Consider the following 25226-nt stretch of genomic DNA (forward strand, 5'->3'; position numbering starts at 1 on the left):
AGATCAGGCCGCCAGCGGGAGCGGTTGTGACGGCGTGATCTCCGCGCCCAGCGCCTGCAGCAGCGCCAGGCCCAGCGGCCACTCCCCGTGCCCGGACTCCACATTGATGTGTCCCGCGTCGTTCAGGCGGAGGAACTCGCTGCCCCAGGCGCGGGCATAGGCGCCTGCCAGCCGGACCGGGCAGTAGGGGTCGTTGCTGCTGGCCACGACGATGCTGGGGAACGGCAGCCGCTGGTAGGGCACGGGCGCGAAGTCGGCCAGCACGCCGCGCCGCTCGGGGTCGGCCGGCGCCACCAGCAGGGCCGCGCGGATGCGCGCCTTGACGGCGTCGGGCAGGTGGGTGGTGGCGATGCAGCCCAGGCTGTGCGCGGCGATGACCACCTCGCCCGGTGCCTGCTCGATGGTGCGCGCGATCTGCTGCACCCAGGGCCGTTTGAGCGGGCTGAGCCAGTCGTCCTGCTCGACGCGCAGCACCCGGGACAGCCGGCTGGCCCACAGGCTCTGCCAGTGGCCGGGGCCGGAGTTGCGCCAGCCGGGAACGATGACAACGGTGGGAGAAGACATGCGGCGATTCTGGTCAGCACGCTTCAAAACACAAACGACTGAGTCGTAGTTTGTTTATTAGCTTTTCGTCTAAGGCCGTCGCTCACAGGCCGCGGTTCGCCCGCTCGGGCGCATAGCGGTCGGCCTGGATGTCGGGCGTCACCCCGTGCGTGAACACCTCGTCCGTGATGGGCAGGAACTGCGCGTTCCAGTCCTCCCAGGCCTGGCGCAGGCGGGCGAACACGGCGGGGTGTTTGTCCTTGAGGTTGGCGCGCTCCAGCGTGTCGTCCTCGACGTCGAACAGGAACTCGTGGTCGTTGATGCGCAGGTACTTGAAGCGGCCCTCGCGCGCCGCGCGCTGGCGCTGCGCCTTGTAGCGCCAGAACAGGCGGCGCTCGTGCACCGGCGCCTGGCCCTGCAGCACCGGCAGGATGTTCTCGCCGTCGCTCGGGTAGTCGGGGTGTGGCGCTGTGCCCGCGGCCGACAGCAGCGTGGGCAGCCAGTCCATGGTGATGGTGACCTGCTCGCTGACCTGCGGCTGCAGACGCGCGGGCCAGGACAGCAGGGTCGGCACGCGGATGCCGCCTTCGAGCAGCTCGGTCTTCTGGCCGGTGAAGGGCCAGGTCTTGGAGAAGCGCTCGCCGCCGTTGTCGCTGGTGAAGATCACGATGGTGTTGTCGAACACGCCTTTGGCCTTGAGCGCCTGCACCACCTGCCCCACCGCGGCGTCGAGCGAGCGCACCATCTTCGCGTAGGTGTGCAGGTTGCCTCCGTCGTAGTGGAAGAGGTCCGTGAGGTCGCGCGAAACGTGCTCGTCCTCCGGGCCCACCCAGGGCCAGTGCGGCGCGGTGAAGTGCAGCGAGAGGAAGAACGGCTTTTCTTCGGCCTGTTGCGCGATCCAGGACGAGGCCTCGTCGGCCAGCAGCTGCGTGTAGTAGCCCACGCGCTCGACCGGCACCTCGCCTTCGTACAGGTCGCGCGGCACCGCGGCGCCCACGCCCGGCTTGTGGGTGAAGTAGTCGATGGCGCCGCCGTAGTTGCCAAAGAAGCGGTTGTAGCCGCTCTTGAGCGGGCCGTAGTGCGGCAGGTTGCCCAGGTGCCACTTGCCGATCAGCGCCGTCTCGTAGCCCGCATCGCGCAGCAGCGAGGGCAGCGTGGGGTGGTCGGTCGGCAGGCCGTGCAGGTGGGCGGTGCGCACCAGCGGTTCTTCCAGCCCGCCGCGCAGGCGGTACTGGTAGCGCCCGGTGATCAGGCCGAAGCGTGTGGCCGAGCACACCGCCGAGTTGGCGTAGGCCTGGGTGAAGCGCACGCCGCCGACCGCCAGCGCGTCGAGGTGGGGGTCTGGTACTGGGTCTGTCCGTAAACGCTCAGGTCCGCCCAGCCGAGGTCGTCGGCCAGGATGAAGACGATGTTGGGTTGCAGGGTACGTTCGCTCATGCCGCCCCCTTGGCCTTGCCGGCGGCATCGGTCTCGCGCCAGGCTTTCTCCAGCTTCAGATCCTTCACCGCCTGCTGCACGAACTGCGGCTGGAACCAGGCCTTCACGTCGAAGCCCTCGCCGCGGATCAGGCCCAGGCGCAGGCCGTCGTTCAGAACGGTCTGGTAGTTGGCGATGAAGCCTTCGTCGAGCAACGGCGAGTAGCGCACCGCCAGGTGGTCCCCCGCCAGTTCCTCCCGGAACGACAGTTCGGGGTTGCCGCTCTTGCTGGCGTACAGCTTGATGAGCGCGTCGCGGTTGGTTTCCTGCGAGGCCCAGGCCGCCGCACGCACCAGCTGCGTGACCACGCGCTGCGCCAGCGCGGCGTTGCCCGACAGGAAGTCCTCCGTGGCGAGCAGGCCGGAGTTGATGGTGAAGGCCGGTCCTTGGCCCCGCGTCAGCGGCAGGATGTTCACGCCCTTCTCGCGCAGGATGAACAGGTCCGGCCCGCCGAAGGTGGCGTCGATCTGCCCCGCCACCACGGCGGCCTTGGAGCTGGGCCAGTCCATGTTGATGAGCTTGACGTCCTTCTCGGTCAGGCCGGCAGCGGCCAGCAGGTTGTCGAACGGGCGCTGGTAGGCCGTGCCCTTGAGCACGCTGACCTTCTTGCCCTTGAGGTCGGCCACCGTCCTGATGGTCGAACCCGGCGCGGTGGCCAGGTAGCTGTCGGTGCCGCGGCCGGTGGCGGCGATGAAACGCGTGGGCAGGCCGCGGGCCTTGTGGATCACCGAGGCCAGGTCACCGAGCGAGACGATGTCCAGCTGTTTGGCCGCCAGCGCTTCGGCCACGGCCGGGCCGGCGCCGCGGAAGAAGTGCCACTGCACCTCGATGCCGTCTTTGGCGAACGCTTCTTCGAGCCACCGGTTGGCCTGCACGATGGCCAGGGTGCCACCGCCCGGCGAGGGCTTGCCGGCGGTACCCAGGTCAGGCGAACCGATGCGCACCACCCTGGTGGGACTGGATTGCGCACGCGCCAGCCAGGGCACGGCCAGGCCCGCAGCAGCGAGACCGGCCACAAAGTGGCGGCGTTGAAGGGATGGGGAGTGGGTCTTGTTCATGGGGGTTCTCGATCAACAGGAAAGGGTCAGACGGCGAACTGCCAGGCGCTCACTTCGGGCGCGAGGCGTTCGGCTCTCAAAGGGGCTTCGGCCAGGTCGGCGGCGCTGTGTTCGCCGAACTCGCGCAGCACGCTGTCCTTGACGGTGGTGAAGGCGTAGGACGCACGGTCGCGCGGGTGGGCCAGCGGCACGGGCACGGTGCGGCGGATGCGGCCGGGGCGCGGCTCCATCACCACCACCTTGTCGCCCAGGTAGACCGCCTCCTCCACGTCGTGCGTCACCAGGATCATGGTGATGCCCTCGGTCTGCCAGATGCGGTGCAGCTCCTGCTGCAGGTGGGCGCGGGTCATGGCGTCGAGCGCACCGAAAGGTTCGTCCAGCAGCAGGATGTCGGGCCGGTTCACCAGCGCGCGGGCAATCGCCACACGCTGCGACATGCCGCCCGAGAGCTGGTGCGGGTAAGCCTTCTCGAAGCCGGTGAGCCCCACCAGTTCGATGTGCTCGCGGATGGCGGCGCGCCGCTGGCCTTCGGTCAGTTCCGAGTTGAGCAGGCCCAGCGCGATGTTCTTTTCCACCGTCAGCCAGGGGAACAGGCGGTGCTCCTGGAACACGATGCCGCGGTTGAGGTTCGTGCCTTTGATGCGCGCACCGTCCAGCAGGATCTCGCCCTGGTAGCCCTCTTCCAGGCCGATGACCAGGCGCAGCAGCGTGGACTTGCCGCAGCCGCTGGTGCCCACGATGCTGACGAACTCGCCCGGGGCGATGGTGAGGTGAATGTCCTGCAGCACGGGCAGGGGCTGGCCCTTGACCTCGTACTGCTTGTTCAGGCCCCGGATGTCCAGGGTGCCGGCGTGTGCCATGGTGTGTCTCTCCAAAAAAATCAGTAACGGGCGACAGTGCGGTCGCGCCAGGCCAGCAGACGGCGTTCCAGCGCGGACGTGAGTGCATTGAGGGCGTAGCCCACCAGGCCGATCACGGCCACGCCGAACAGCACCAGGTCCATCTGGAAGTGCTCGCGCCCATCGATCAGGGTGTTGCCGATGCCTGCGCCCGAGGCCATCAGGTACTCGCTGCCCAGCGTGGCCAGCCAGCTGTAGATCAGCGCCAGCTGCACCCCGGTGAAGACCGAGGGCGCGGCCGAGGGTGCGATCACGCGGGTGAGCTGCTGCCAGAGACCGAAGCCGTAGACGCGCCCCACCTCGATGAACTCGCGCGGCACGCTGCGCAGGCCCTCGAAGGTGTTGAGCACCATGGGGAAGAAGGCCGCCATGGCGATGAAGGCCACCTTGGCGCCGTCGCCCAGGCCGAACCACATCGAGAGCATCGGAATCCAGGCGAACAGCGAGATCTGCTTGAGCGTGTGGAAGGACGGGCCCACCAGGCGCTCGGCCCAGCGCGACCAGCCCAGCAGCACGCCCACCGCCAGCCCGGCGCTGGCGCCCAGCAGGAAGCCCCAGGCGTTGCGCCAGAGGCTGGCCGAGAGCGCGTTCCACAGTTCGCCGCTGGTGACCTGCTGCAGGGCACGGTCCCACACCGCCACGGGCGAGACCAGGAGCGGCGAAGTCGACCAGCCCGAGGCCACGGCCCACCACCAGAACAGCAGCATCAGCACCGGCAGCACCCAGCCCCGCAAGGCCGGCGGCACCACACCCGAAGAAGTTGTCTGTGACATGTGGATCTCCTGGTTCACAGACCCGGCTTGCGCCAGCGCAGCAGCCAGGCCTCGGCCAGTGACAGCAGCTTGTCGATGGCCAAGCCCACGATGCCCACCGCCAGCACCGAAGCCAGCACGACGTCCAGCTGGAACAGCTGGCGCCCGTAGACGATGAGAAAGCCGATGCCTTCGGACGAGGCCAGCAGCTCCACCACCACCAGCGCCAGCCAGGCGTGGGTCAGGCCGTAGCGCACCCCGTTCCAGATCGGCGCCGTGGCGGCCGGGAACACCACGCGGGTCAACATCTGCCTGCGTGTGAAGCCATACACCTTGGCCACCTCGATGAAGCGGTTGGGCACACCCTGGATGCCCTGGCAGGTGTTGAGCGTGACCGGCACCAGGGTGGCCTTGGCGATCAGCAGGAACTTCAGCGCCTCGTCGATGCCCACCAGCAGCATCAGCAACGGCAGCCAGCCGATGACCGGCACCTGCGCGAAGGCCTTGAACAGCGGGTACAGGTAGTCGCGCGCCGTGGGCGACAGCCCCATGACCGAGCCCAGCGCCAGCCCGCCCAGCAGGCCGATGCCAAAGCCGGTGAAGACACGGACCAGGCTGATCTGCAGGTTGCTCCAGATCTCGCCGCTGGCCAGCATGTCGGCGAAGGTGCGGAACACCTGGGCCGGTGGCGGCAGCACCTGCTCGGGTGCCCAGCCCAGCACCGACGACAGGTGCCACAGCAGCAGCACGGCCAGCGGGAAGGGCCAGGCCCAGAGCCATTGCAGCGAAGGTCGCCAGTGCCGCACCACGGCGGTCGGCACGGTGGCCGCAGGCGCAGCCGGTGACAGCGGCACGGTCACACCAAGCGATGAAGACATGTCGGTCTCTCCAACCACTCGGTGTTCAGTTGGCCAACTGGCCGTCGGGTCCATAGACCGGCCAGTAGGTTTCGAGCTTGAGTTCCTTGAGCGCCACGTTCAGGTAGCGCCGGTCGAACCAGCTGTCGATCTCGGGCACTGAGCGCGTCAGCTTGAGGGCGTGGGCGTCCTTGGCCGCCTCCTTGTAGCGCGAGACGAGGAAGGGGTCGAGCAGCGGCGAGAGGCGCACGCGCAGCGGCTGACCGATGAAGTCCTCGCGCCAGATCTTCTCGGGGTACTCGGTCTTGCCCCAGCGCTCGAACAGGTCGGCCCGGTTCGCTTCGTTCGAGTAGCGGTGCGCCACCTTGACCAGCGTGGTCACCACGCGCTGCACGGCCTGCGGGTGCTTCGCTGCGAAGTCGTCGGTCACCAGCAGGTGGGTCTGGCGGGTGAACTTGTAGTTGTCGGCCGCGGCTGACCAGACGATCTTGGCCTGCCCCTTGTCGCGCAGGTCGAAGGCGCCGACGTAGTCGAAGACGGCGTCCACGTCCTTGTTCAGCAGCGCGGTGCGGCCACCGGCCAGGTCCAGGTTGATGAGCTTGAGGTCGCTTTCCTTCAGGCCGTGGGCCGCCAGCGCGGCGGACGCGGCCAGGTGCAGGTTGGTGCCCTTGAACAGCGCCACGCGCTTGCCCTTGAGGTCTTCGAGCCGGGTGATGCCCGAATCGGGCTGCGCCGCCAGGTAGAGCCCGGTGCGCACGCCGCTGCCGGCGATCAGCCTGGTCTTGACGCCGTTGGCACGCGCCACGATGGCCGGCAGGTCGCCCTGCCAGGCGAAGTCCAGTTGTTTGTTGACCAGGGCCTCGTTGACGGCCGGGCCGGCGCCCTTGAAGAACACCCACTTGATCTCGACGCCGTCCTTGCGGAACTCGTCTTCAAACGCGCCGTCGGTGTAGGCCAGCGCGGTGGTGGTGCCGCCGTGGCGGATCGGGTTGCTGCCCACGCCGCCGGTGGCCACGCCGATGCGGATGACTTTCAGCGGTTCGGGGGCGGTCTGGGCCTGCGCGAGGCCGGTGGTGGACAGGGTGAAGGCCAGCGCGAGCAGGCCCAGTCGTTGACGTGGATTCATGGTTCCTCCGGTTGAATCGATGGCTGTGGACCGGACGGAATCTACGGACGGCGCCTTGCTCGGGGAACGAATGAAAACGGATATCCAAACGCAGCGCTGTTGTGGTCATGAGCTCATGCCGCGCAGTGCATGAGAACCCCCTGTTGGCCGCGTTTGCATATGCAAAACGCTTCGTTCACGGGGCGTGCGCGCGCACCCAGACTGGAAAAAGGACGGCGCCCTTCGTGCCCTCCACAGCAACCATCCAGTCAAGGAGTTCCCCATGTCCCAGCTCAACGACCTGCCCGGTACCTACTCGCGCTTCAAGGTCGAGCCCTACACCCCGAACATTGGTGCCGTGATCCACGGCCTGGACCTGCGCCAGCCGCTGGACGAGGCCACCCAGGCCGAACTGCGCGACGCGCTGGCCCGGCACGAAGTGATCTTCTTCCGCGACCAGACCCTCACACCCGAACAGCACGTCGCGTTCACGCGCAGCTTCGGCGGCGTGGCCGAGGTCAAGGCCTTCTTCCCGAGGCTCGAAGCGCACCCCGAGATCGAGATCGTCGAGAGCACGTCCGAGAAGCCGAAGGCCGCCAGCAACTGGCACGCCGACATCACCTGGCGCGAACAGCCGCCCCTGGGCACCAGCCTGTACGCGCAGGTGATTCCCGCCACCGGCGGCGACACGCTGTGGGCCAGCCTGACCGCGGCCTACGACAGCCTGCCGCCGGCCTTCCAGGCCTACCTGGAAACACTCACCGCGGTGCACACCTGGGAAATCAGCGGCTGGACCGAGTACCTGCTGCGCAAGGACGCCAGCGGCGACGAGCTGAAGGCCGCGCGCGCCAAGTACCCGCCGGTGGAGCACCCGGTGGTGCGCGTGCACCCGGTCACCGGCAAGAAGATCCTGTACGTCAACAGCACCTTTACCAGCCACATCAAGGGCCTGTCGCGCTCGGACAGCGACGCCCTGCTGACGCAGCTGTTCGAACTCGCCCGCGTGCCCGATTTCCAGGCCCGGCTGCGCTGGGCGCAAGGCACCCTGGCGGTGTGGGACAACCGATCAACCCAGCACTACGCGGTGGGCGATTTCTTCCCGCAGCACCGCAAGCTGCACCGGATCACCATCACGACCGACCAGACCTTCTGATCGCGCCCCCAGGAGGACACCCACATGACGCAAGAGCAACTCCCACATCAACGCAAGCTGCGCCTCGGCGCCTTCATCATGGCCACCGGCCACCACATCGCCGCCTGGCGCCACCCCGGCGCACAGGCCGATGCGGGCGTCAACATCGACCACTACATCGAACTGGCGCAGACGGCCGAGCGCGGCCTGTTCGACCAGGTCTTCGTGGCCGACAGTCCCGGCATCTGGCACCAGGGCGACCGCGAGTCTTTCAGCCGCCAGGGCCGGCTCTCGCACTTCGAGCCGGTCACGCTGTGGGCCGCGCTGTCGGCGGTGACGAAACACATCGGCTTCGTCGCCACCGCGTCCACCACCTACGAAGACCCCTACCTGCTGGCGCGCAAGTTCGCGTCGCTGGACCACATCAGCAAGGGCCGCGCGGCCTGGAACGTGGTGACCACCAGTGCCGAGAACGTGCACGGCAACTTCGGCCTGGACGCGCACCCGGACCCGGCCCTGCGCTACGAGCGCGCGCACGAGTTCGTCGATGTGGTCAAGGGGCTGTGGGACAGCTTCGAGGACGACGCCTTCCTGCGCGACAAGGCCTCGGGCGTGTACTTCGACCCCGACAAGCTGCACACGCTCAACCACATCGGCAAGCACCTCAAGGTCAAGGGGCCGCTGAACATCGAGCGCCCGCCGCAGGGCCACCCGGTGATCGTGCAGGCCGGCTCGTCCGAAGATGGCAAGGAACTGGCTGCGGCCAGCGCCGAGGCCATCTTCACCGCCTGGACCAGCCTGGCCGAAGCGCAGGCCTTCTACAAGGACGTGAAGGGGCGCCTGGCCAAATACGGCCGCCGGCCCGACCAGCTGCTGGTGCTGCCGGGTATCTCGCCGGTGATCGGCCGCACGGAAGAAGAAGCCCAGGCCAAGTGGGCCGAGCTGCAGGCGCTGATCCACCCCTCGGTGGGCCTGGCCACGCTGGCGCCGTTCTGGCCGGGTGACGACCTGTCGAAATGGGACCTGGACGCGCGACCACCCTACATTCCCGAACCACCCAAGGGCATCAATAGCCGCGCCCACGTGGTGCTCGAACTCGCCCGGCGCGAGCGCTACACCGTGCGCCAGCTCTACGAGTACCTGGCCGGCGCGCGCGGCCACTGGGTGGTGGTGGGCACGCCGGTGCAGATCGCCGACCGTATCCAGGAATGGTTCGAGAACGGCGCCGCCGACGGTTTCAACATCATGCCGCCGGTGCTGCCGCAAAGCCTGAACGAGTTCGTCGACCTGGTGGTGCCGGAGCTGCAGAAACGCGGCCTGTTCCGCACCGCCTACGAAGGCGCGACGCTGCGCGAGAACCTGGGGCTGGAACGACCCGCCAGCCGCTACGCAGAACCGCAGGCCAAGGCGGCCTGATCAGACGATGTGCGTGGGGTTGAAGCGGGGTGCTGCCAGGGGGCAGGCCCCGCTTTTTTTCGGAAGCTCAGGCGCTGTCCTGCGCCGCCATCACCGCCTCGCGCGTGAGCGTGGGCACGAAGGTTTCGATGAAGCCGTAAGCGAAGCCGGGCAGCCAGTGGTTGCGTCGCAGCCCCAGACGGGTGAGGTTGATCTGGAACAGGTGCCCCGCGTCGATGGCGTGCAGGTGCGTGTCGCGCTCCTCGTCGAAGGCGATGGAGGCGACGATGCCCACGCCCATCTCCAGCTCGACGTAGGTCTTGATCACGTCCGCGTCCATGGCGGTCAGCACCACGTCGGGCCGCAGGCCCGCAGCCGCAAACGCGTCGTCGATGTGCGAACGGCCGGTGTAGCCGACCTCGTAGGTGATGATGGGAAACGCGACCAGGTCCAGCAGCGTCACCGGTCGTTCCAGCGACAGCAGCGGGTGCCCGGGCGGCACCACGATGCTGTGGCTCCAGCGGTAGCAGGGCAGCGTCACCAGTTGCCCGTAGCCGGCCAGCGCCTCGGTGGCCACGCCGATGTCGGCGTCGCCCGCCAGCAGCATCTCGGCCACCTGCCGGGGCGAGCCCTGGTGCAGATGCAGCGTGACGCGCGGGTAGCGCTGGCGGAAGTCGCGCACCACGTGCGGCAGCGCGTAACGCGCCTGCGAGTGCGTGGCCGCAATCGACAGGCGCCCCTCGTCGCGGCCCTGCAGTTCCTGGCCGGCGCGGCGCAGGCTCTCGGCGTCCAGCAGCACGCGCTGGATGATGGGCAGCAGGGCCCTGCCGGCCGAGGTGAGACCGAGCAGGCGCTTGCCCGAACGCACGAACAGCTCGACGCCCAGTTCCTCCTCCAGCTCGCGCACCTGCCGGCTCACGCCGGGTTGCGAGGTGTGCAGCACCGCAGCGACTTCGGTGAGGTTGAAGCCGCAGCGCTCGGCCTCCCGGACCGAGCGCAGCTGTTGAAAGTTCACCCTCAGACCTTGGCGATGGACACCTCGGTGGACTTGACCAGCGCGACCACGTCGGACCCCACGGCCAGCCCCAGATCGACCACCGAGCGTGTGGTGATGACCGAGGTCACGACGCCCCAGGGTGTCTCGACATCGACCTCGGACACGACGTCGCCCTTGATGATTTCCTTGACCTTGCCGCGGAACTGGTTGCGGACGTTGATGGCTTGAATGGACATGACAGAAGCTCCTTTGAAAAAAAGTGGTCAGACGCTGTAGAGCGCCTGTGAAAAAGGCACGGGACGGGGCACGGGCACCGCAGACAGTCGCAGCCCCTCCTGCAGCAGGGTGTGCGTGGCGTCGTCCAGTCGCTGGGCGATCTCGCCGCCGATCTGGTAGTCGCCCGCCTCATCCTTCGGAATCTGCGCGTCGGAGGCGTACACCCCCGGCAGGATGTGGCGCGCGCCGAGCGACTGCAGCACCGGCCGCAACGCGTAGTCCAGCGCCAGCATGTGGTGCGGGCTGCCGCCGGTGGCGATGGGCAGCACCGCCTTGCCCTTGAGCGCGGTCTGCGGCAGCAGGTCCAGGAAGACCTTGAGCACGCCGCTGTAGGCGGCCTTGTAGACCGGCGTGGCGATCACCAGCGCGCGGGCGTTGGCCACCTGCTCGATGGCGCGCACCACGCTGGCGTGGCCCCAATCGGCCAGCAGCAGCGCCTGCGGCGAGAGGTCGCGGATACGCAGGCGCTCCACGCGCAGGCGCCGGTCGTCGACCGCGGCGTGCAGGCGCTCCGCCACACCGTCCAGCAACGTGGCCGAGCGCGAGTGTTCGGTGGGGCTGCCGGCGATCAGCAGAACAGACATGAAGAACTCCCTGAGGTGTGTGTGACAGCAGACCGTGCGGCGCCTTATTTGCGGGTGTAGATCTGGTCAAACGACGCGCCATCGGCGAAGTGCTCCTTCGCGGCCTTGTCCCAGCCGCCGAAGGCCTCGTCGATCCTGAACAGGTTGAGCTTGGGGAACTGCTGGCCGTACTTGGCCTGGGCCTTGGCCGAGACCACCGGGCGGTAGAAGTGCTTGCCGATGATGTCCTGGCCTTCTTCGGTGTACAGGTACTCCAGGTAAGCGGTGGCCACGGCGCGGGTGCCCTTCTTGTCCACGTTCCTGTCGACCACGGTTACCGCCGGCTCGGCCAGGATGGACAGCGAGGGGTAGACCACGTCGAACCTGGTGTTGAACTCCTTCTCCAGCAGGTAGGCCTCGTTCTCCCAGGCGATCAGCACGTCGCCCTGGTTGCGCTGGGCAAAGGTGATGGTGGAGCCGCGTGCGCCGGTGTCGAGCACCGGCACGTTGCCGTACAGCTTGGCCACGAATTCCTTGGCCTTGGCGTCGCTGCCGAACTTGCGCTTGGCGAATTCCCAGGCCGCCAGGTAGTTCCAGCGGGCGCCGCCCGAGGTCTTGGGGTTGGGCGTGATGACCTTGACGTCGGGGCGGACCAGGTCGTCCCAGTCCTTGATGCCCTTGGGGTTGCCCGCGCGCACGGCCAGGATGATGGTGGAGGCGTAAGGCGTGCTGTTGTGTGGCAGGCGCTTCTGCCAGTCCTTGGGGATCCAGCCACCGTTGGTGTGCAGCGCGTCGGTGTCGCCGGCCAGGGCCAGGGTGGCGACGTCGGCGTCCAGCCCGTCGATGATGGAACGGGCCTGCTTGCCCGAGCCGCCGTGGCTCTGCTTGATGGTCACGTCCTGGCCGGTCCTGGCCTTCCAGGCCTTGGCGAAAGCGGCGTTGAATTCCACGTACAGCTCGCGGGTCGGGTCGTACGACACGTTGAGCAGGGTCACGGGGGCGGGCTGGGCCCAGGCGGCGCCGGTGGCGGCGGTCAGCGCGGCGGCTGCGATCAGCGAAGTGGTGAAGTGGCGGCGGGTGTTCATGGTGTTGCTCCGGATGGGGTATTCGAGGGAGCGGATCATGAAAGCCGGCCATCAAAACTGGAACGAATACGTTTTCAGTTGTTTATTACCAAATCAACTGAGCAGCCTCACCACAGCCGTCTATCGCGTTCATTCGGACAATCAAATGGCCTCAATAGATAGTTTTTGACAAACTACCAGCCATTGCCGATTGCCTCGCTGGAGAACCGCCATGACCGCCCTGATCCGCCAAGTCCGCCCCGTCTGGTTGCAGATGCAGCAGCTGGAGCTGCCGGTGCCGCCGCATGCGCTGCGCAACGCCCTGCTGGCGCTGGGCGCGGGCCTGCTCGTCATGGCGGGGCTGGCCGCAGGCAGCACCTTCTGGACCCCCACCCGCCTCTGGTGGGACGCCACCGGCGCCAGCAGCGGCATGACGGCCGGCGTGCAGGCCTCTTTCCTGGCGGCCATGGCCACCGCTGTGGGCGCCCTGCCCGTCTTCCTGGTGGAGCGCCTGGGCAAGCGGCAGGAAGCGGCCTTCATGGCCTTCGCCGCGGGCGTGATGCTGGCCGCGGCCTTCTTCGCGCTGCTGCTGCCCTCGCTGGACGCGGGCCGCGCGCTCATGGCCACCACGGGTGCCGGCGCCGCCGGCCTCACCGCGCTGGGCCTGGCCCTGGGCATGGCGCTGATGCTCGCCATCGACCGCTTCACGCCGCACGAACACGCCGTACTGCCGCCCGCGGCCGCCGGCCACGCCATGCCGCAAACGGACGAACACACCGCCGGCCAGCGCGCCTGGCTCATGGTGCTGGCCATCCTGATCCACAACGTGCCCGAAGGCCTGGCCGTGGGCGCCGCCTATGCGGGCAGCGCCCTGGGCGTGGACGGTGGCGTGGCGGTGAATGCGGGTGCCCCGGTGGCGCTGGCCATCGGGCTGCAGAACATGCCCGAGGGCCTGATCGTCGCCATGGCCTTGCGCACCCTCGGCCAGAGCGCCGGCCGCTCGTGGGCTGTGGCCGCGCTCACCGGCCTGGCCGAGCCCTTCGGCGCCATCGTGGGTCTGGCCGTGCTCGGCAGCCTGCCGGCCTTCTACCCGGTGGGCCTGGCGGTCGCGGCCGGCGCCATGCTGTTCGTGGTCAGCCACGAGATCATTCCCGAGACCCACCGCAACGGTTTCGAGGGCATGGCCTCGGTGATGCTGATGGCCGGCTTCATCTTCATGCTGCTGCTCTCCGAGACACTGTCCTGAGCCCCCTGCGGGGTAACATGCCCCGCATGAACGTCCACATCCGCTTCCTCGGTGCCGCGGGCACGGTCACCGGCTCCAAATACCTAGTCGAGTTCAACGGCCAGAGCCTGCTGGTCGACTGTGGCCTGTTCCAGGGCTACAAGCAGCTGCGCCTGCGCAACCGCGACCCGCTGCCGGTGCTGCCCAACCACATCGGCGCCGTGCTGCTGACGCACGCGCACCTGGACCACAGCGGCTACCTGCCTCTGCTCGCCAAGGAAGGCTTCCACGGCAAGGTCTGGTGCACGACGGCCACGCGCGACCTCGCGCAGATCCTGCTGCCCGACAGCGGCCACATCCAGGAAGAAGACGCGGCCTTCGCCAACCGCAAGGGTTTCAGCAAACACGCGCCCGCCCTGCCGCTCTACACCGAGGCCGACGCGCTCGATTCGCTCAAGCTGCTGCACACCGTGCCGATGGACCGCGCCTTCGAGCCGCTGCACGGCTGGACGGCCCGCTTCATCCGCGCCGGGCACATCCTCGGTGCGGCCAGCCTGCTGCTGGAGGTGGGCGGCAAGAAGATCCTGTTCTCGGGCGACCTGGGCCGACCCGACGACATGCTGATGCTGCCGCCCGATAAGCCACCCGCCGCCGACGCGGTGGTGATCGAGTCCACCTACGGTGACCGCGAGCACCCGGACGAAGACGTGCTGGCCGAACTTGGCCCGGCCCTGCAGCGCGTGGCCGCGCGCGGCGGCACCGCCGTGCTGCCGGTGTTTGCCGTCGGCCGCGCACAGGAGATCCTGCACGCCGTCGCGCTGCTCAAGGCCAACGGCGTGCTGCCGCACAGTCTGCCGATCTATCTCGACAGCCCGATGGCCGTGCACACCACCGACCTCTACGACCGCCACCTGGGCGAACACCGCCTGAACGCCGCGCAGTGCCGCGACATGGAGCATGTGGCAAAGATGGTCACCTCGGTCGACCAGTCCAAGGCCATTGCGCAGCAGCACGGCCCCAAAGTCATCCTCTCGGCCAGCGGCATGGCCACCGGCGGCCGCGTGCTGCACCACCTGGCGCTCTACCTGGGCCACCACCGCAACATGGTGGTGCTCACCGGTTACCAGGCACCGGGCACGCGCGGCGACTCGCTGTCCCGGGGCAGCAAGGCCATCCGCATCCACGGGCAGGACGTGCCGGTGCGCGCCGAGGTCGTGCAGCTGCAGTCCGCCTCGGCCCACGCGGATGCCAGCCAGCTCATGGACTGGCTGCGCGCCTCACCGCACGCGCCGCACCGCGTGTTCGTCACGCACGGCGACCCGGGGGCCTCCGACGCGCTGCGCCAGCGCATCGAGCACGAACTCGGCTGGCGCGCCCTCGTTCCCGAACACGGTTCCACCTGGGCCGTCTGATTCCTTTTCCGTTTTCATGAACCGCCTCTCCCCGCTTCTGGCGACCGCTGCGCTGGCCATCGCCCTGCCCGCATTCGCACAGACCGAGCCCACCGCCATACCGCCCGAGTTCACCCGGTGCCTCGACGGCCTGCGCGACGCCGCGCGCCGCGAGGGCGTGTCGGAAACCACCTTCCGCTTCCTCACACGCGACCTTGCGCCCGACATGAGCGTGATCGACAAGCTGAACTACCAGCCCGAGTTCAGCATGCCGATCTGGGACTACCTCAGCGGCCTGGTCGACGACGAGCGCGTGCAGCAGGGCAAGGCCATGCTGCAGCAGCACGCCGCGGTGCTTGAACGGGTGCAGCAGCGTTTTGGCGTCGACCCGGCCACCGTGGTCGCGGTCTGGGGCGTGGAGAGCAACTTCGGCCAGAGCCAGGGCAAGTACCCGCTGGTGCAGGCGCTGGGCACGCTGTCGTGCTACGGCCGGCGCCAGAGCTTCTTCCAGGGCGAGCTGTACTCGGCCATGCGCATCCTGCAGGCCGGCCACATCGCGCCCGAGCGCCTGCTCGGCTCCTGGGCCGGCGCCTTCGGCCACACGCAGTTCATGCCCAGCACGTTCGAGCGCCTGGCCGTGGATGGCGACGGCGACGGCAAGCGCGACCTGATGGACAACACCGCCGATGCGCTGGCCTCCACCGCCAACTTTCTGGCCAAGGCCGGCTGGCAGAGCGGCCAGCCCTGGGGCTTCGAGGTGCAACTGCCGCCCGGTTTCAGCACCGACGGTGAAGGCCGGCGCAGCAAGCGGCCGGTCAGCGAATGGGCGGCGCGTGGGCTGCTCAAGGTCGATGGCTCGGCGCTGCCCGCGGGCCTGGGCAGCGCCGGCCTGATGACGCCGGCCGGCCCCACGGGCCCGGCCTTCCTGGTGTTCAAAAACTTCGACGCGATCTACAGCTACAACGCCGCCGAAAGCTACGGCCTGGCCATTGCCCACCTGAGCGACCGCCTGCGCGGCGCCGGCCCGTTCTCCACCCCCTGGCCCACCGACGACCCCGGCCTCTCACGCGCCGAACGGCGCGAACTGCAGGTCCTGCTGCTGCTCGCCGGCCACGACGTGGGTCTGGTCGACGGCATGCTCGGCGACAAAAGCCGCAGCGCGATCCGCGCCGAGCAGGAGCGGCTGGGGCAGGAGGTCAACGGGCGGGGCGGGATGAAGCTGCTGCAGGCGCTGCGCGCCGAGACGCCGCCTGCAGCGCCTACAGCGCCTGCCGCGGAGATCACCCCAGCTTCACCGCCGTCCCGCTGACCGCGACCATCATCATCCCGTTGGTTTCTCCCATGACCTCGTAGTCGAAGTCGATGCCGATCACGCCGTTGGCGCCCAGTTCTTTCGCAGCCTCGATCAGGCCTTCCAGCGCGGCATCGCGCGCGCCCGACAGCGCCCGCTCATAGCCGCCGGCCCGGCCGCCGACCACGTCGCGCACGGACGAGAACATGTCGCGGAAGATGTTGGCGCCGATGATGGCCTCGCCGTTGACCACACCCAGGTACTGGCTCTGCCTGATGTCCGGCGGCGTGGTGGTAGACAGGAAAAAACCGTCGGTGCTTTTGGAAAACCAGCCCATCTGTGTGCTCCGTTTGAGTTGAAAACGCACCGCGTGGCGGGTGCCTACCGATTCTGACCGCGCGGCCCTGTGGCGGCGATCAGAGCCAGCCGAACTGGGCGCGCACCTCGCGGGCCGTGACGTTGACCGGCGCGGTGCCGGCCTGGATGTACTGGCGCAGGTTGGTCGCACGCACGCCGCCACCGTCCTGCCCCAGCACGGCCACGCCCTTGATGCGCCAGCCCCGCTCGCGCAGACCGGCCACATAGGTCTGCGCGTCGGGGTAGCCCATGAGGTCGGTGTGCACGGCATTCGGCAACAGGGCGAACAGCACCGCCTGGCAGCGCGAACGGTTCACCTCCTGGACAAAGTCGTCCAGCGTCGTGCGGGTGTTCTGCAGCGCGCCGACGCGGGCATAGAAGCGCACCGGTTTGCCCGATTGCAGCTGGATGTCGCGCACGCTGCGGTTGAAGCAGCCGGTGAGGCTGCGGATGACGGAGGTCTTGCGGGTGTTGGCGTTGCCGATCAGCAGGTATGCGTCCATGCCGCCATTCTCATGCAGCGCGGCGGCCCTGCCGCGCTGCACCTGCGGCGGGCGTCAATGCGCCCCGCCGCCCCCGCCCGCAGCACCGCGCGCAGGCCTGGAAAGCCACACCACGCCGACCAGCAGGAAAAACAGGCCCGACGACAGATAGAACAGGTCGGTCACCGCGAGGGTGTAGGCCTGCTGGCTGAGGATGCGGTCAACGCTGGCCAGCGCCTGCTCACGGCTCATGCCGGCGGCCATGAGCTGGTCCAGGGTGCCCACGGCGGTGGCGCTGCCGCTGTGCACGGCTTCAACCAGTTGGGCATGGTGCATGGCGGCACGGTTGTCCCACAGGGTGGTGAACAGCGAGGTGCCGACCGCACCTGCGGTGATGCGCACAAAGTTCGACAACCCGGCGGCCGAGGGCATCTGCTGCGGCGTCAGCCCCGAAAACACGATGGCCTGCAACGGGATGAAAAAGAACGCCATGGCGGCGCCCTGCAACACCGTCGGGATCAGGATGGTCGTGAAGTCGGCCTGGGTGTTGAAGTGCGAGCGCATCCACAGCACCACCCCAAAGCCCACGAAGGCCACGGTGGCGAGCTTGCGCGGGTCGATGCGAGCGACGTTCTTGCCGACCCAGGGCGAGAGCACGATGGCCAGCAGCCCCACCGGCGCCGTGGCCAGGCCGGCCCAGGTGGCGGTGTAGCCCATGAACTGCTGCAGCCACAGCGGCAGCAGCACCACGTTGCCGAAGAACAGACCATAGGCCACCGACAGCGAGAGTGTGCCGGTGAGGAAGTTGCGCCGCGCGAAGAGGCGCAGTTCGACGATGGGGTGCTGGTCGGTCAGTTCCCAGGCCAGGAAGAACAGGAAGCTGACCACCGACACCACGGTCAGGGCGATGATCTCGCCGGACTCGAACCAGTCGAGCTCCTTGCCCTTGTCGATCATGATCTGCATGGTCCCGACGAACAGCACCAGCAGCAGCAGGCCCACCACGTCCAGCGGCACGCGGCGCGGCCCCGGGTCGCGCTTGTGATAGATCGACCAGGTCAGGGCGGCGGCGAAGATGCCCACCGGGATGTTGATGTAGAAGATCCAGGGCCAGGAGATGTTGTCGGTGATCCAGCCCCCCAGCAGCGGGCCGGCCACCGGCGCGACCAGCACCGTCATGCCCCACATGGCCATCGCCATGCCGGCCTTGGCCGGCGGGTAGCTGGCCAGCAGCAGGGTCTGCGACAGCGGGATCATGGGACCGGCCACCAGACCCTGCAGCACGCGGAAGGCGATCAGCAGCTCGATGTTGGGCGCCAGGCCGCAGAGCCAGGACGCCACGACGAACAGCAGCACGCTCATGGTGAACAGGCGCACCTGACCGAAGCGCTGGGTGAGCCAGCCGGTCAGCGGCACGGCAATGGCGTTGGCCACCGCGAACGAGGTGATGACCCAGGTGCCCTGGGCCGGGCTCACCCCCATGTCGCCCGCAATGGCGGGGATGGAGACGTTGGCGATGGAGGTGTCGAGCACGTTCATGAACGTGGCCAGCGACAGCGCCAGCGTGCCCAGCACCAGCTCCCGCCCCTGCAGGGGCGGATAGGCCACTGCCCGCGCGGGAGGTGAAGGCGGTGGTGGTGGCGCAGCGGCGTCCGGCTGCGCGGTGACGGCGGCCGACATGATCAGGCTCCGTTGCCGCCCGCGACGGCGGCGTGGGCACGGGCGCCGCCGCTGTTGGCCGCGATGATCTGGTGCACGCGGGCATCGGCCTCGCGGCTGTCCTGCTCGAACACCTTGGTCTCGGCCGGGGCTGCGGTGCTGGCGTCGGCGGCCAGCACGCCACCATCGGTCTGGCTCACATCCACACGGGCTTCCATCGACAGGCCCACGCGCAAGGGGTGCTGCTGGAGCTCGGCGGCATCGAGCTTGATGCGCACCGGCACGCGCTGCACCACCTTGATCCAGTTGCCGGTCGCGTTCTGCGCCGGCAGCAGGGCGAAGGCTGCGCCGGTGCCGGCGCCGAGGCCATCGATCTGGCCGTGGTAGACCACTTTGGAGCCGTACACGTCGGCGGTGAGCTCGGCCGGCTGGCCCAGGCGCAGCTTCTGCAGCTGGTTTTCCTTGAAGTTGGCCTCGACCCAGACCTGGTCGAGTGCGATCACCGACAGCAGCGGCGCACCGGCCTGCACGCGCTGGCCAAGCTGCACATTGCGGCGCGCCACATAGCCGTCCACCGGCGCCTGGACCTCCACACGGCGCAGCGCCAGGAAGGCCTCACGCACCCGCGCCGCGGCGCGCTGCACGCTCGGGTGCTGGTCGAAGGCGACCCCCTCGGTGAGCGACTGGCTGGACGCGAGCTGCTCGCGCGCGGCCAGCAGGGCCGAGCGCGCCGCTTCGGCGCTGCTGCGGGCCGCGGCCAGCTGGGCGCTGACGTGGTTGAACTCTTCGCGCCCCACGGCGCCGGTGGCCACCAGCGGCTGGCGGCGGTTCACGTCGTCCTGCAACCGGGCCTGCTCGCTCTGGGCGCGGGCCAGATCGGCCTCGCGCAAGGCGATCTGCGCGGCCAGCGTGCGGTTGTTGGCGTACAGCGTGCGCACCTCGCGCACGGTCTGGGCCAGCTGCGCCTCGGCCTGGTCGAGCGCAACCTGGGCGTCGGCCGGGTCCAGGCGAACCAGCCACTGGCCGGCCTTGACGTGGTCGGTGTCGTTGGCGTTGATGGCCACCACGGTGCCGCCGGCCTGCGGGGTGAGCTGCACCACGTTGCCCTGCACATAGGCGTTGTCGGTGGTTTCGTAGTGATTGAGCACGAGCGCCCAGTAGGCGCCGTAGCCGACGGCGGCCAGCGCCACGGCGGCGGCCACGCCGGTGAGTGCCTTGCGGCGGGCGGTGTTGCTTTGGGGGGCGGGGGTTGTGGTGTCGGGGGTGGTCATGTCGAAATTCCGTGAGCGTTGGGATGTGGCATCAGCCGCGCGATGGCGTGGGGGTGTCGTCCGTGTAGCCACCGCCCAGTGCGCGCACCAGACCGATGCGGGCGGACAGGTCGCGGGCCCGCAGGTCCACGCCCAGGCGGCGCTGGGTGAGCAGCGTGGTCTCGGCAGTCAGCACGGTGAGGTGGCCGGTCAGCCCGGCGCGGTAGCGCTGCAGCGCGATGTCGTACGCCGATTCGGCGGCGGCCAGAGCCTGGGCCTGCTCGGCCTGCTGGCGCTGCACCGACTGCAGGCTGCTCAGCTGGTCGGCCGCGTCGCGCACCGATTCCAGCAGCGCGCTGTTGTAGCCCTCGATGGCAGCGTCCAGTTCGGCGGTGCGCCCCCGCAGGTTGGCGCGCAGGGCGCCACTGTCGAAGATCGGCAGGCGGATCGCCGGCCCCACGCCAAACTGTCGGCTGTCGGCCTCGATCAACCGGTCCAGCCCGATACTGGAGAGCCCGATGAACGCCGCGAGATTGACGTTGGGATAGAACTGCGCACGGGCGACGTCCACCCCACGCATGGCAGCTTCCACGCGCCAGCGCGCGGCGGCCAGGTCGGGCCGGCGGCCGAGCAGGTCCGCCGGCACCCCGGTTGGCAGATCACCGGCCTGCAACCGCGACAGGTCCACCCTGAGTGTCTCGAATGCGTTCGGTGGCTGCGCCACCAACGCGGCCAGCGCATGGCGCGCAAGTGCGATCTGTTCATCGAGCGCTTCGATCTGCTGGCGCGCGTCGGGCAAGGCCCCCTCCCCCTGGCGCAGTTCGACACGGGTGTCGAGCCCCGCGTCCACGCGCTGGCGGATCACGGCCAGCATCTGCTGCCGCTGGGTCAGCGTGCGCTGCGCCACCTCGCGCTGCGCCTGCAGCCGTCCCAGCTGCACCCAGGTCTGTGCCACCTGGCTGGCCAACAGGTTGCGGGCGGCCTGCAGGTCGGCCTGCGCGGCACGGGTCTGGCCCAGCGCCGCGTCCAGGGCGGCCCGGTGGCGCCCGAAGAAGTCGAACTCCCACTGGGCGGCCACCTGCACGTTTGCCAGGGTCCGTATGGAGCCACCCAGCGGAGCCGGGTAGATGCTGGTGGCACTGAAATGCTCACGGGTGGTGTCGGCCGACGCATTCACATGAAGGCCGCTGGTGGACTGCTCGCCCTCCACCGCGGCCTGCGCCCGGGCCAGCCTTGCCTGAGCGACCTTCAGGCTGGGCTGCGATCGCAGGGCTTGCTCGATGAGATCCGACAGCGTGTCGTCGCCCCAGGCCCTCCACCAGTCGGTGGCCAGCGGGGCGGGCGCCGCGGTCTGCGCCAAACCCAGGTCGGAGGCGTTCAGCGGCTGTGCAGATGCGGAAATCCCTTCCGTGCTGGCGCAGCCAGCCAGAAGACCGGCCGCGGCCAGAACCACCGCGGCGGAGCCAAGGCGGAAAACAATTAACTGATCAGGCTTCATTTGCTTAGTCAAATTTTTGAGCCAAAAAAAACGCGCACCGTTGCAAAGCTTCACCCGGCGTCGCGCAATGCATCCCCGGTCTCGGCCATGCGTGTCAGGTAACCCTTGAGGGCCTCCCATTCCGACTTGGAAAACCCCGCCAGGTGGGCATTGAGCACGTCCGACAGAACCTGCGGCACATGCACCAGAGCCGCCTCGCCCTCAGGTGTGAGGTCGACCAGAACCACCCGCCGGTCTTCGGTCGAACGCACACGCTTGCACAGTCCTTTTTTCTCCAGCCGGTCCAGAAGGCGCGTCATGGCGCCGGCATCGGAGTTCGTCCAGCGGGCCAGTTCGGCCACCGTGCTGCGACCACCGTTGGACTGCAGGTGCTTGAGGGGCCCCCACTGTGCCGTGGTCAGGTCATGCGCCACCAGCCGCTTGTCCACCTGCTGGACGACAGACAGCAAGATCCGCTTCATGAGAAAGCCCAGGCTTTCCTCGGCGTTGTAGGTTTCCGCCTTGTAAAACTGGACGGGTTTCGGAGTTCTGGACATGGCAGCGGCGGGCGACGAAGGGAGCCACAGTATATACCTGCCTAGTCAATTAATGACCAGGCATCTTATGCCCGGAAGAATGCAAGGGTCTCTGCGAACGCTCACCACAGGGGCTGCGGGCGCCCCTCACGCAAGGTCCACGCATGTTGCGCCATGGCCTGGGCCTCCTGCGCGTCGTGCGTCACCAGGATCGCGGCCATGCCGGCCTCGGTGATGCGCTCGCGAAACTCGTCGCGCAATTGCTCGCGCAGGTGGGCATCCAGCGCGCTGAAAGGCTCATCCAGCAGCAGCGCTCTGGGCTGCGTGATCAGCGCACGCGCCAGCGCCACCCGTTGCTGCTCGCCGCCCGAAAGGGTCCAGACGCGCGCGTCGCCGTGACCGGCCAGGCCGAAGCGCGCCAGCATGGCCTGCGCGCGATCGCGGGCCTCGGCCTTGCGCACGCGCTGCTCGATCAGGCCGAAGGCCACGTTGTCGCGCACGTTCAGATGGGGGAACAGCGCGAAGTCCTGGAACATCAGCGCAAAGCGGCGCCGCTCGGGCGGCCAGCCGGTGATGTCCACGCCGTCGAACCAGACGCTGCCCTGCTCCGGCGCTTCGAGCCCGGCCACGATCTTGAGCAGCGTGCTCTTGCCACTGCCCGAGGCACCGAGCAGCGCCACCGTCTCGCCCGCGTCCACGCGCAGGTTCACGCCAGACAGCAGCGGCCATTCGGGTGCGTCGTGCCAGTGTTTGTGGATGTCGCGCAGTTCAAGCATGGCGGGCATTGTCCCCGGCGCGGCGGTCGCGGCCCTCGATCAGCAGGAAGGCCAGCAGCGCCAGCGCCATCAGCAGCGCCGCGAGCACGAAGGCCGCATCCAGCGGGGCGGCGCCGGGCCGGCCCAGGTGCTGGTGGATCAGGGTGGTGAGCGTGGTCCATTCGGGCCGCGAGAGAAACAGCGTGACAGCGAACTCGCCCAGCGCGGTGGCGGCGGCAAAGGCCATGCCGCGCCGCAGCGCGGGCGCGATCAGCGGCAGGGTCACGCGGAGGAACACGCGCCAGGGCGAGGCCCCCAGCGTGGCCGCGGCCTGCGCATAGTGCGCGGGCAGGCCGTCGAGCGCGGCGGTGACCGACTTGGTGACGAAGGGCCAGGCCAGCAGCGCATACGCCGCCAGCAACACCACGAGACTGGCGCTCCAGTCGGGGTAGAGCAGTAGCAGGCCGAAGGCCACGCTGACGGGCGAGACCACGAAGGGCAGGAAGGCCAGCGCGCGCCAGGCCACCGCGCCCTGCAAGGCGAAGGCGTGCGAAAGGCCAAGCGCGGTCGCGAACAGCACGGCCAACACCGAGAAACGCAGCGTGTTGCCCAGCGCGGCCAGGGTCTCGGGGTCGGTGAGCACGGCCGCGCCCTGACCGGCGAACAGTGCCGATGCGGCGTGCCAGAGAATGGCCGCCAGCGGCGCGACACAGACCAGCACCAGCAACCCCATCGCACCCGCCACACCCAGCCATTGCAGGGCCGTGGCCGGCCGCTGCCGCGGCACCGGCGTGACCCGCGCCGGCGCCGCCAGCCGGCGCTCCAGCCAGGCGTAGGCCAGCGCGACCGCACCGGTCAGCACCATCATCCAGACCGCGAGCACACCCGCGCGGCCCAGCTCCAGCTCGTGCGCGACCAGGGTGTAGATCTCGACCTCGGCAGTGGCGTAGCGCTGGCCGCCCAGCACCAGCGCCAGGCCGAAGCCTGCGAAGCAGTAGAGGAACACCAGGCACAGCGCCGAGGTCAGCCAGGGCGCGATGGCTGGCCACTCGATGCGCCAGAACGCGCGCCAGGGCGTGGCGCCCAGGGTGCGTGCGGCTGCGAGCCGCTGCGCGCCGACCTGCTCCAGCGCGTCGACACCGGCGCGCACCACCAGGCAGAGGTTGAAGAACAGGTTGCCGTAGAGCAGCAGCCAGGGTGTGTCGGTGAGCTCGACGCCGGCGTCGGCCAGCGGCCCGCCGATCAGGCCGCGCGGCCCCCACAGCGCCAGCACGCCCATGGCCGCCACCAGGGTCGGCACCACGAAGGGCAGCATCAGCAGGCGCAGCACCAGCACGCGCCCCGGGAACTCGCGCCGCGCCAGCACCCAGGCGCAGGGCAGGCCCAGCAGCAGCGCCAGCGCGCAGGTGATGCCCGCCTGCGCGAACGACCACAGCACGCGCCAGCGCAGGTAATCGTCCTGCCAGACGTCCAGCCAGCGCAGCGGCTCGGCGCCGTCGGCCGCGCCAGGCGCCAGCCCCTCGGCCAGCAGCCGCAGCACCGGCGCCACCAGCACCACCGCCAGAAACACCAGCGGCAGCGCAGGCAGCAGCCAGCGGCGAGACATCCTCACTTCAAGACTGTCTTGGTCCAGCGCTGCAGCCAGGCCTTGTTTTTGGCGGTCACATCGGCGGCCGACGGGTTGTCGAACGCCGTCGGCTCCACCGCATGGGTCTTCATCACGTCCACCCGCGCCGCGCCGGCCTCGGCCGGATACATCCACATCGTGGTCTGCAGCGCCTGCTGCGCCGGGGCGGAGCGCAGGAACTCGATGAACTTGCCGGCGGCTTCGCGCGCGGCCGGGTTGCCGCCCTTGACCAGGGCCACGCCCTCGACCTGGCGGAACACGCCGCCCTTGAGGAACAGGTTGGCGGTGGGCGACTCGGTGATCTTCTCCTTGCTGTAGAAGACCTCGGCCGCCGGGCTGCTGGCGTAGCTCACCACGATGGGGCGCGTGCCGCCGTTGCGCGTGAACTCGGTGTAGTAGGCCTCGGTCCAGCCCTTGACCACCTTCACGCCGTTGCCGCGCATCTGGCCCCACCACTTGAAAGCGCCCTCCTCGCCGAGGCCGGCGACGGTCGCAAACAGAAAGGCCTGGCCCGGGCTGGAGGTCGCCGGGTTCTGCACCACCAGCAGCTTGGCGTAGGCGGGTTTGGTCAGGTCCTCCAGCGAAGCCGGCAGCGCCAGGCCCTTCTTCGCGAACCAGGCCTTGTCGATGTTGAGGTTGACGTAGCCGAAATCCACCGGCACCACGCCGCCGTCCAGGGTCACCGCCGCCGCGCGCTGGGCCGCGGGGCCGGTGTAGGGCTCGACCACGCCGGCGGCCAGCGCGCGCGGCAGCAGGGTGTTGTCGATGCCAAAGGCCACGTCGGCGATCGGCCTGGCCTTCGTCAGGATGAGCTTGTTGGTCATCTCGCCGGCATCACCGGCCTTGACGATCTGCAGCCGCACGCCCGCGTCTTTCTCGAACTGCGCCAGCAGCTCCTTGGGCAGGTCGAACGAGCTGTGGGTCAGCACGCGCAGCGGCATGGGTGCCTGCGCCTGGACCAGGCCCGCGAGGGACAGCGTGGTGAGGGAGAGGAGCGCCGAAAAAAGAAACCGCCGTTGCATGTGAAGCCGCCTTGTCAAAACGCCCGCGAGGGCTTGA

Annotated in this window: 24 protein-coding genes and 1 pseudogene; 5 read left to right on the top strand and 20 right to left on the bottom strand. The window is 68.9% G+C overall.

Annotated elements, in window-relative coordinates; genetic code table 11:
* Positions 1 to 3 precede the first annotated feature (3 nt).
* From DD542_RS18635 to DD542_RS18665, 7 genes and pseudogenes are all read right to left on the bottom strand, one after another.
* Positions 4 to 564, bottom strand: a complete 561-nt coding sequence (locus DD542_RS18635; RefSeq protein WP_127806674.1) for an alpha/beta hydrolase — start codon at positions 562 to 564, stop codon at positions 4 to 6.
* Positions 565 to 646: 82 nt separating this feature from the next.
* A pseudogene (locus tag DD542_RS18640) lies at positions 647 to 1980 on the bottom strand (sulfatase-like hydrolase/transferase).
* A complete protein-coding gene (locus DD542_RS18645) occupies positions 1977 to 3077 on the bottom strand; it encodes an ABC transporter substrate-binding protein (protein ID WP_127806675.1) in 1101 nt (366 codons plus the stop codon). The pseudogene DD542_RS18640 and the gene DD542_RS18645 overlap by 4 nt, the downstream one beginning before the upstream one ends.
* A 26-nt stretch (positions 3078 to 3103) precedes the next feature.
* Complete coding sequence (locus DD542_RS18650) at positions 3104 to 3937, bottom strand: ABC transporter ATP-binding protein (RefSeq protein WP_127806676.1); 834 nt, start codon at positions 3935 to 3937, stop codon at positions 3104 to 3106.
* A 20-nt stretch (positions 3938 to 3957) separates the two neighbouring features.
* Positions 3958 to 4749 carry an ABC transporter permease gene (locus tag DD542_RS18655; protein WP_127806677.1) on the bottom strand — a complete coding sequence of 264 codons (792 nt, stop codon included), beginning with the start codon at positions 4747 to 4749 and terminating at the stop codon, positions 3958 to 3960.
* 14 nt (positions 4750 to 4763) lie between these two features.
* On the bottom strand, positions 4764 to 5606 hold the full coding sequence (locus DD542_RS18660; RefSeq protein ID WP_127806678.1) for an ABC transporter permease: 843 nt from the start codon (positions 5604 to 5606) through the stop codon (positions 4764 to 4766).
* 25 nt (positions 5607 to 5631) lie between these two features.
* Entirely contained in the window at positions 5632 to 6711 is a 1080-nt protein-coding gene (locus tag DD542_RS18665) for an ABC transporter substrate-binding protein (RefSeq protein ID WP_127806679.1), read from the bottom strand.
* A gap of 262 nt (positions 6712 to 6973) precedes the next feature.
* On the opposite strand from DD542_RS18665, the gene DD542_RS18670 reads away from it, so the two are divergent.
* Entirely contained in the window at positions 6974 to 7843 is an 870-nt protein-coding gene (locus tag DD542_RS18670) for a TauD/TfdA family dioxygenase (protein ID WP_127806680.1), read from the top strand.
* A gap of 24 nt (positions 7844 to 7867) precedes the next feature.
* Positions 7868 to 9238, top strand: coding sequence for an LLM class flavin-dependent oxidoreductase (locus DD542_RS18675; RefSeq protein WP_127806681.1), 1371 nt, complete (start codon positions 7868 to 7870; stop codon positions 9236 to 9238).
* Between the two features lie 67 nt (positions 9239 to 9305).
* On the opposite strand, the gene DD542_RS18680 is transcribed toward DD542_RS18675, so the two are convergent.
* Genes DD542_RS18680 through DD542_RS18695 form a run of 4 tightly spaced genes read right to left on the bottom strand, consistent with a single transcriptional unit; the run spans position 9306 to position 12138 of the window.
* The gene (locus DD542_RS18680) at positions 9306 to 10232 is read right to left on the bottom strand and encodes a CysB family HTH-type transcriptional regulator (RefSeq protein WP_127806682.1); all 927 of its coding nucleotides are present in this window, start codon (positions 10230 to 10232) and stop codon (positions 9306 to 9308) included.
* Positions 10233 to 10234: 2 nt separating this feature from the next.
* On the bottom strand, positions 10235 to 10450 hold the full coding sequence (locus DD542_RS18685) for a TOBE domain-containing protein (protein ID WP_066150175.1): 216 nt from the start codon (positions 10448 to 10450) through the stop codon (positions 10235 to 10237).
* Positions 10451 to 10477: 27 nt separating this feature from the next.
* Positions 10478 to 11074, bottom strand: coding sequence for an NADPH-dependent FMN reductase (gene ssuE, locus DD542_RS18690; RefSeq protein WP_066150172.1), 597 nt, complete (start codon positions 11072 to 11074; stop codon positions 10478 to 10480).
* 44 nt (positions 11075 to 11118) lie between these two features.
* Positions 11119 to 12138, bottom strand: coding sequence for a sulfate ABC transporter substrate-binding protein (locus tag DD542_RS18695; protein ID WP_127806683.1), 1020 nt, complete (start codon positions 12136 to 12138; stop codon positions 11119 to 11121).
* Positions 12139 to 12349: 211 nt separating this feature from the next.
* Between DD542_RS18695 and DD542_RS18700 the strand changes: the two genes are divergently transcribed.
* From DD542_RS18700 to DD542_RS18710, 3 genes are read left to right on the top strand one after another with little or no spacing between them, the layout of a single operon-like run.
* Positions 12350 to 13363: a ZIP family metal transporter gene (locus DD542_RS18700; protein WP_127806684.1), complete on the top strand. Its 1014-nt coding sequence runs from the start codon at positions 12350 to 12352 to the stop codon at positions 13361 to 13363.
* A gap of 26 nt (positions 13364 to 13389) precedes the next feature.
* Positions 13390 to 14754, top strand: a complete 1365-nt coding sequence (locus DD542_RS18705) for an MBL fold metallo-hydrolase (protein WP_127806685.1) — start codon at positions 13390 to 13392, stop codon at positions 14752 to 14754.
* Positions 14755 to 14770: 16 nt separating this feature from the next.
* Positions 14771 to 16042, top strand: a complete 1272-nt coding sequence (locus DD542_RS18710) for a lytic murein transglycosylase (RefSeq protein ID WP_127806686.1) — start codon at positions 14771 to 14773, stop codon at positions 16040 to 16042.
* Here the strand turns inward: DD542_RS18710 and DD542_RS18715 are convergent.
* The 9 genes from DD542_RS18715 to DD542_RS18755 all read right to left on the bottom strand — a co-directional run bounded on the left by DD542_RS18715 (position 16014) and on the right by DD542_RS18755 (position 25189).
* Positions 16014 to 16361: a heavy metal-binding domain-containing protein gene (locus DD542_RS18715; RefSeq protein ID WP_079366915.1), complete on the bottom strand. Its 348-nt coding sequence runs from the start codon at positions 16359 to 16361 to the stop codon at positions 16014 to 16016. The two genes, DD542_RS18710 and DD542_RS18715, sit on opposite strands and share 29 nt — an antisense overlap.
* A 79-nt stretch (positions 16362 to 16440) precedes the next feature.
* Positions 16441 to 16884: a hypothetical protein gene (locus DD542_RS18720; protein ID WP_066150160.1), complete on the bottom strand. Its 444-nt coding sequence runs from the start codon at positions 16882 to 16884 to the stop codon at positions 16441 to 16443.
* A 54-nt stretch (positions 16885 to 16938) separates the two neighbouring features.
* On the bottom strand, positions 16939 to 18543 hold the full coding sequence (locus tag DD542_RS18725; RefSeq protein ID WP_127806687.1) for a DHA2 family efflux MFS transporter permease subunit: 1605 nt from the start codon (positions 18541 to 18543) through the stop codon (positions 16939 to 16941).
* Between the two features lie 2 nt (positions 18544 to 18545).
* Positions 18546 to 19793 (bottom strand): efflux RND transporter periplasmic adaptor subunit, encoded by a 1248-nt coding sequence (locus DD542_RS18730; protein ID WP_084396935.1) that lies wholly within the window; start codon positions 19791 to 19793, stop codon positions 18546 to 18548.
* 31 nt (positions 19794 to 19824) lie between these two features.
* Entirely contained in the window at positions 19825 to 21270 is a 1446-nt protein-coding gene (locus DD542_RS18735) for an efflux transporter outer membrane subunit (protein WP_127806688.1), read from the bottom strand.
* Between the two features lie 50 nt (positions 21271 to 21320).
* Positions 21321 to 21731: a MarR family transcriptional regulator gene (locus tag DD542_RS18740; protein ID WP_241559591.1), complete on the bottom strand. Its 411-nt coding sequence runs from the start codon at positions 21729 to 21731 to the stop codon at positions 21321 to 21323.
* A 176-nt stretch (positions 21732 to 21907) separates the two neighbouring features.
* Positions 21908 to 22561, bottom strand: coding sequence for an ABC transporter ATP-binding protein (locus DD542_RS18745; RefSeq protein ID WP_127806690.1), 654 nt, complete (start codon positions 22559 to 22561; stop codon positions 21908 to 21910).
* Positions 22554 to 24146 carry an iron ABC transporter permease gene (locus tag DD542_RS18750; protein ID WP_127806691.1) on the bottom strand — a complete coding sequence of 531 codons (1593 nt, stop codon included), beginning with the start codon at positions 24144 to 24146 and terminating at the stop codon, positions 22554 to 22556. The genes DD542_RS18745 and DD542_RS18750 overlap by 8 nt, the downstream gene beginning before the upstream one ends.
* 2 nt (positions 24147 to 24148) lie before the next feature.
* Complete coding sequence (locus tag DD542_RS18755) at positions 24149 to 25189, bottom strand: thiamine ABC transporter substrate-binding protein (RefSeq protein WP_127806692.1); 1041 nt, start codon at positions 25187 to 25189, stop codon at positions 24149 to 24151.
* Positions 25190 to 25226: the final 37 nt, after the last annotated feature.

Source organism: Hydrogenophaga sp. NH-16, from assembly GCF_004006415.1.
GTDB lineage: Bacteria > Pseudomonadota > Gammaproteobacteria > Burkholderiales > Burkholderiaceae_C > Hydrogenophaga > Hydrogenophaga pseudoflava.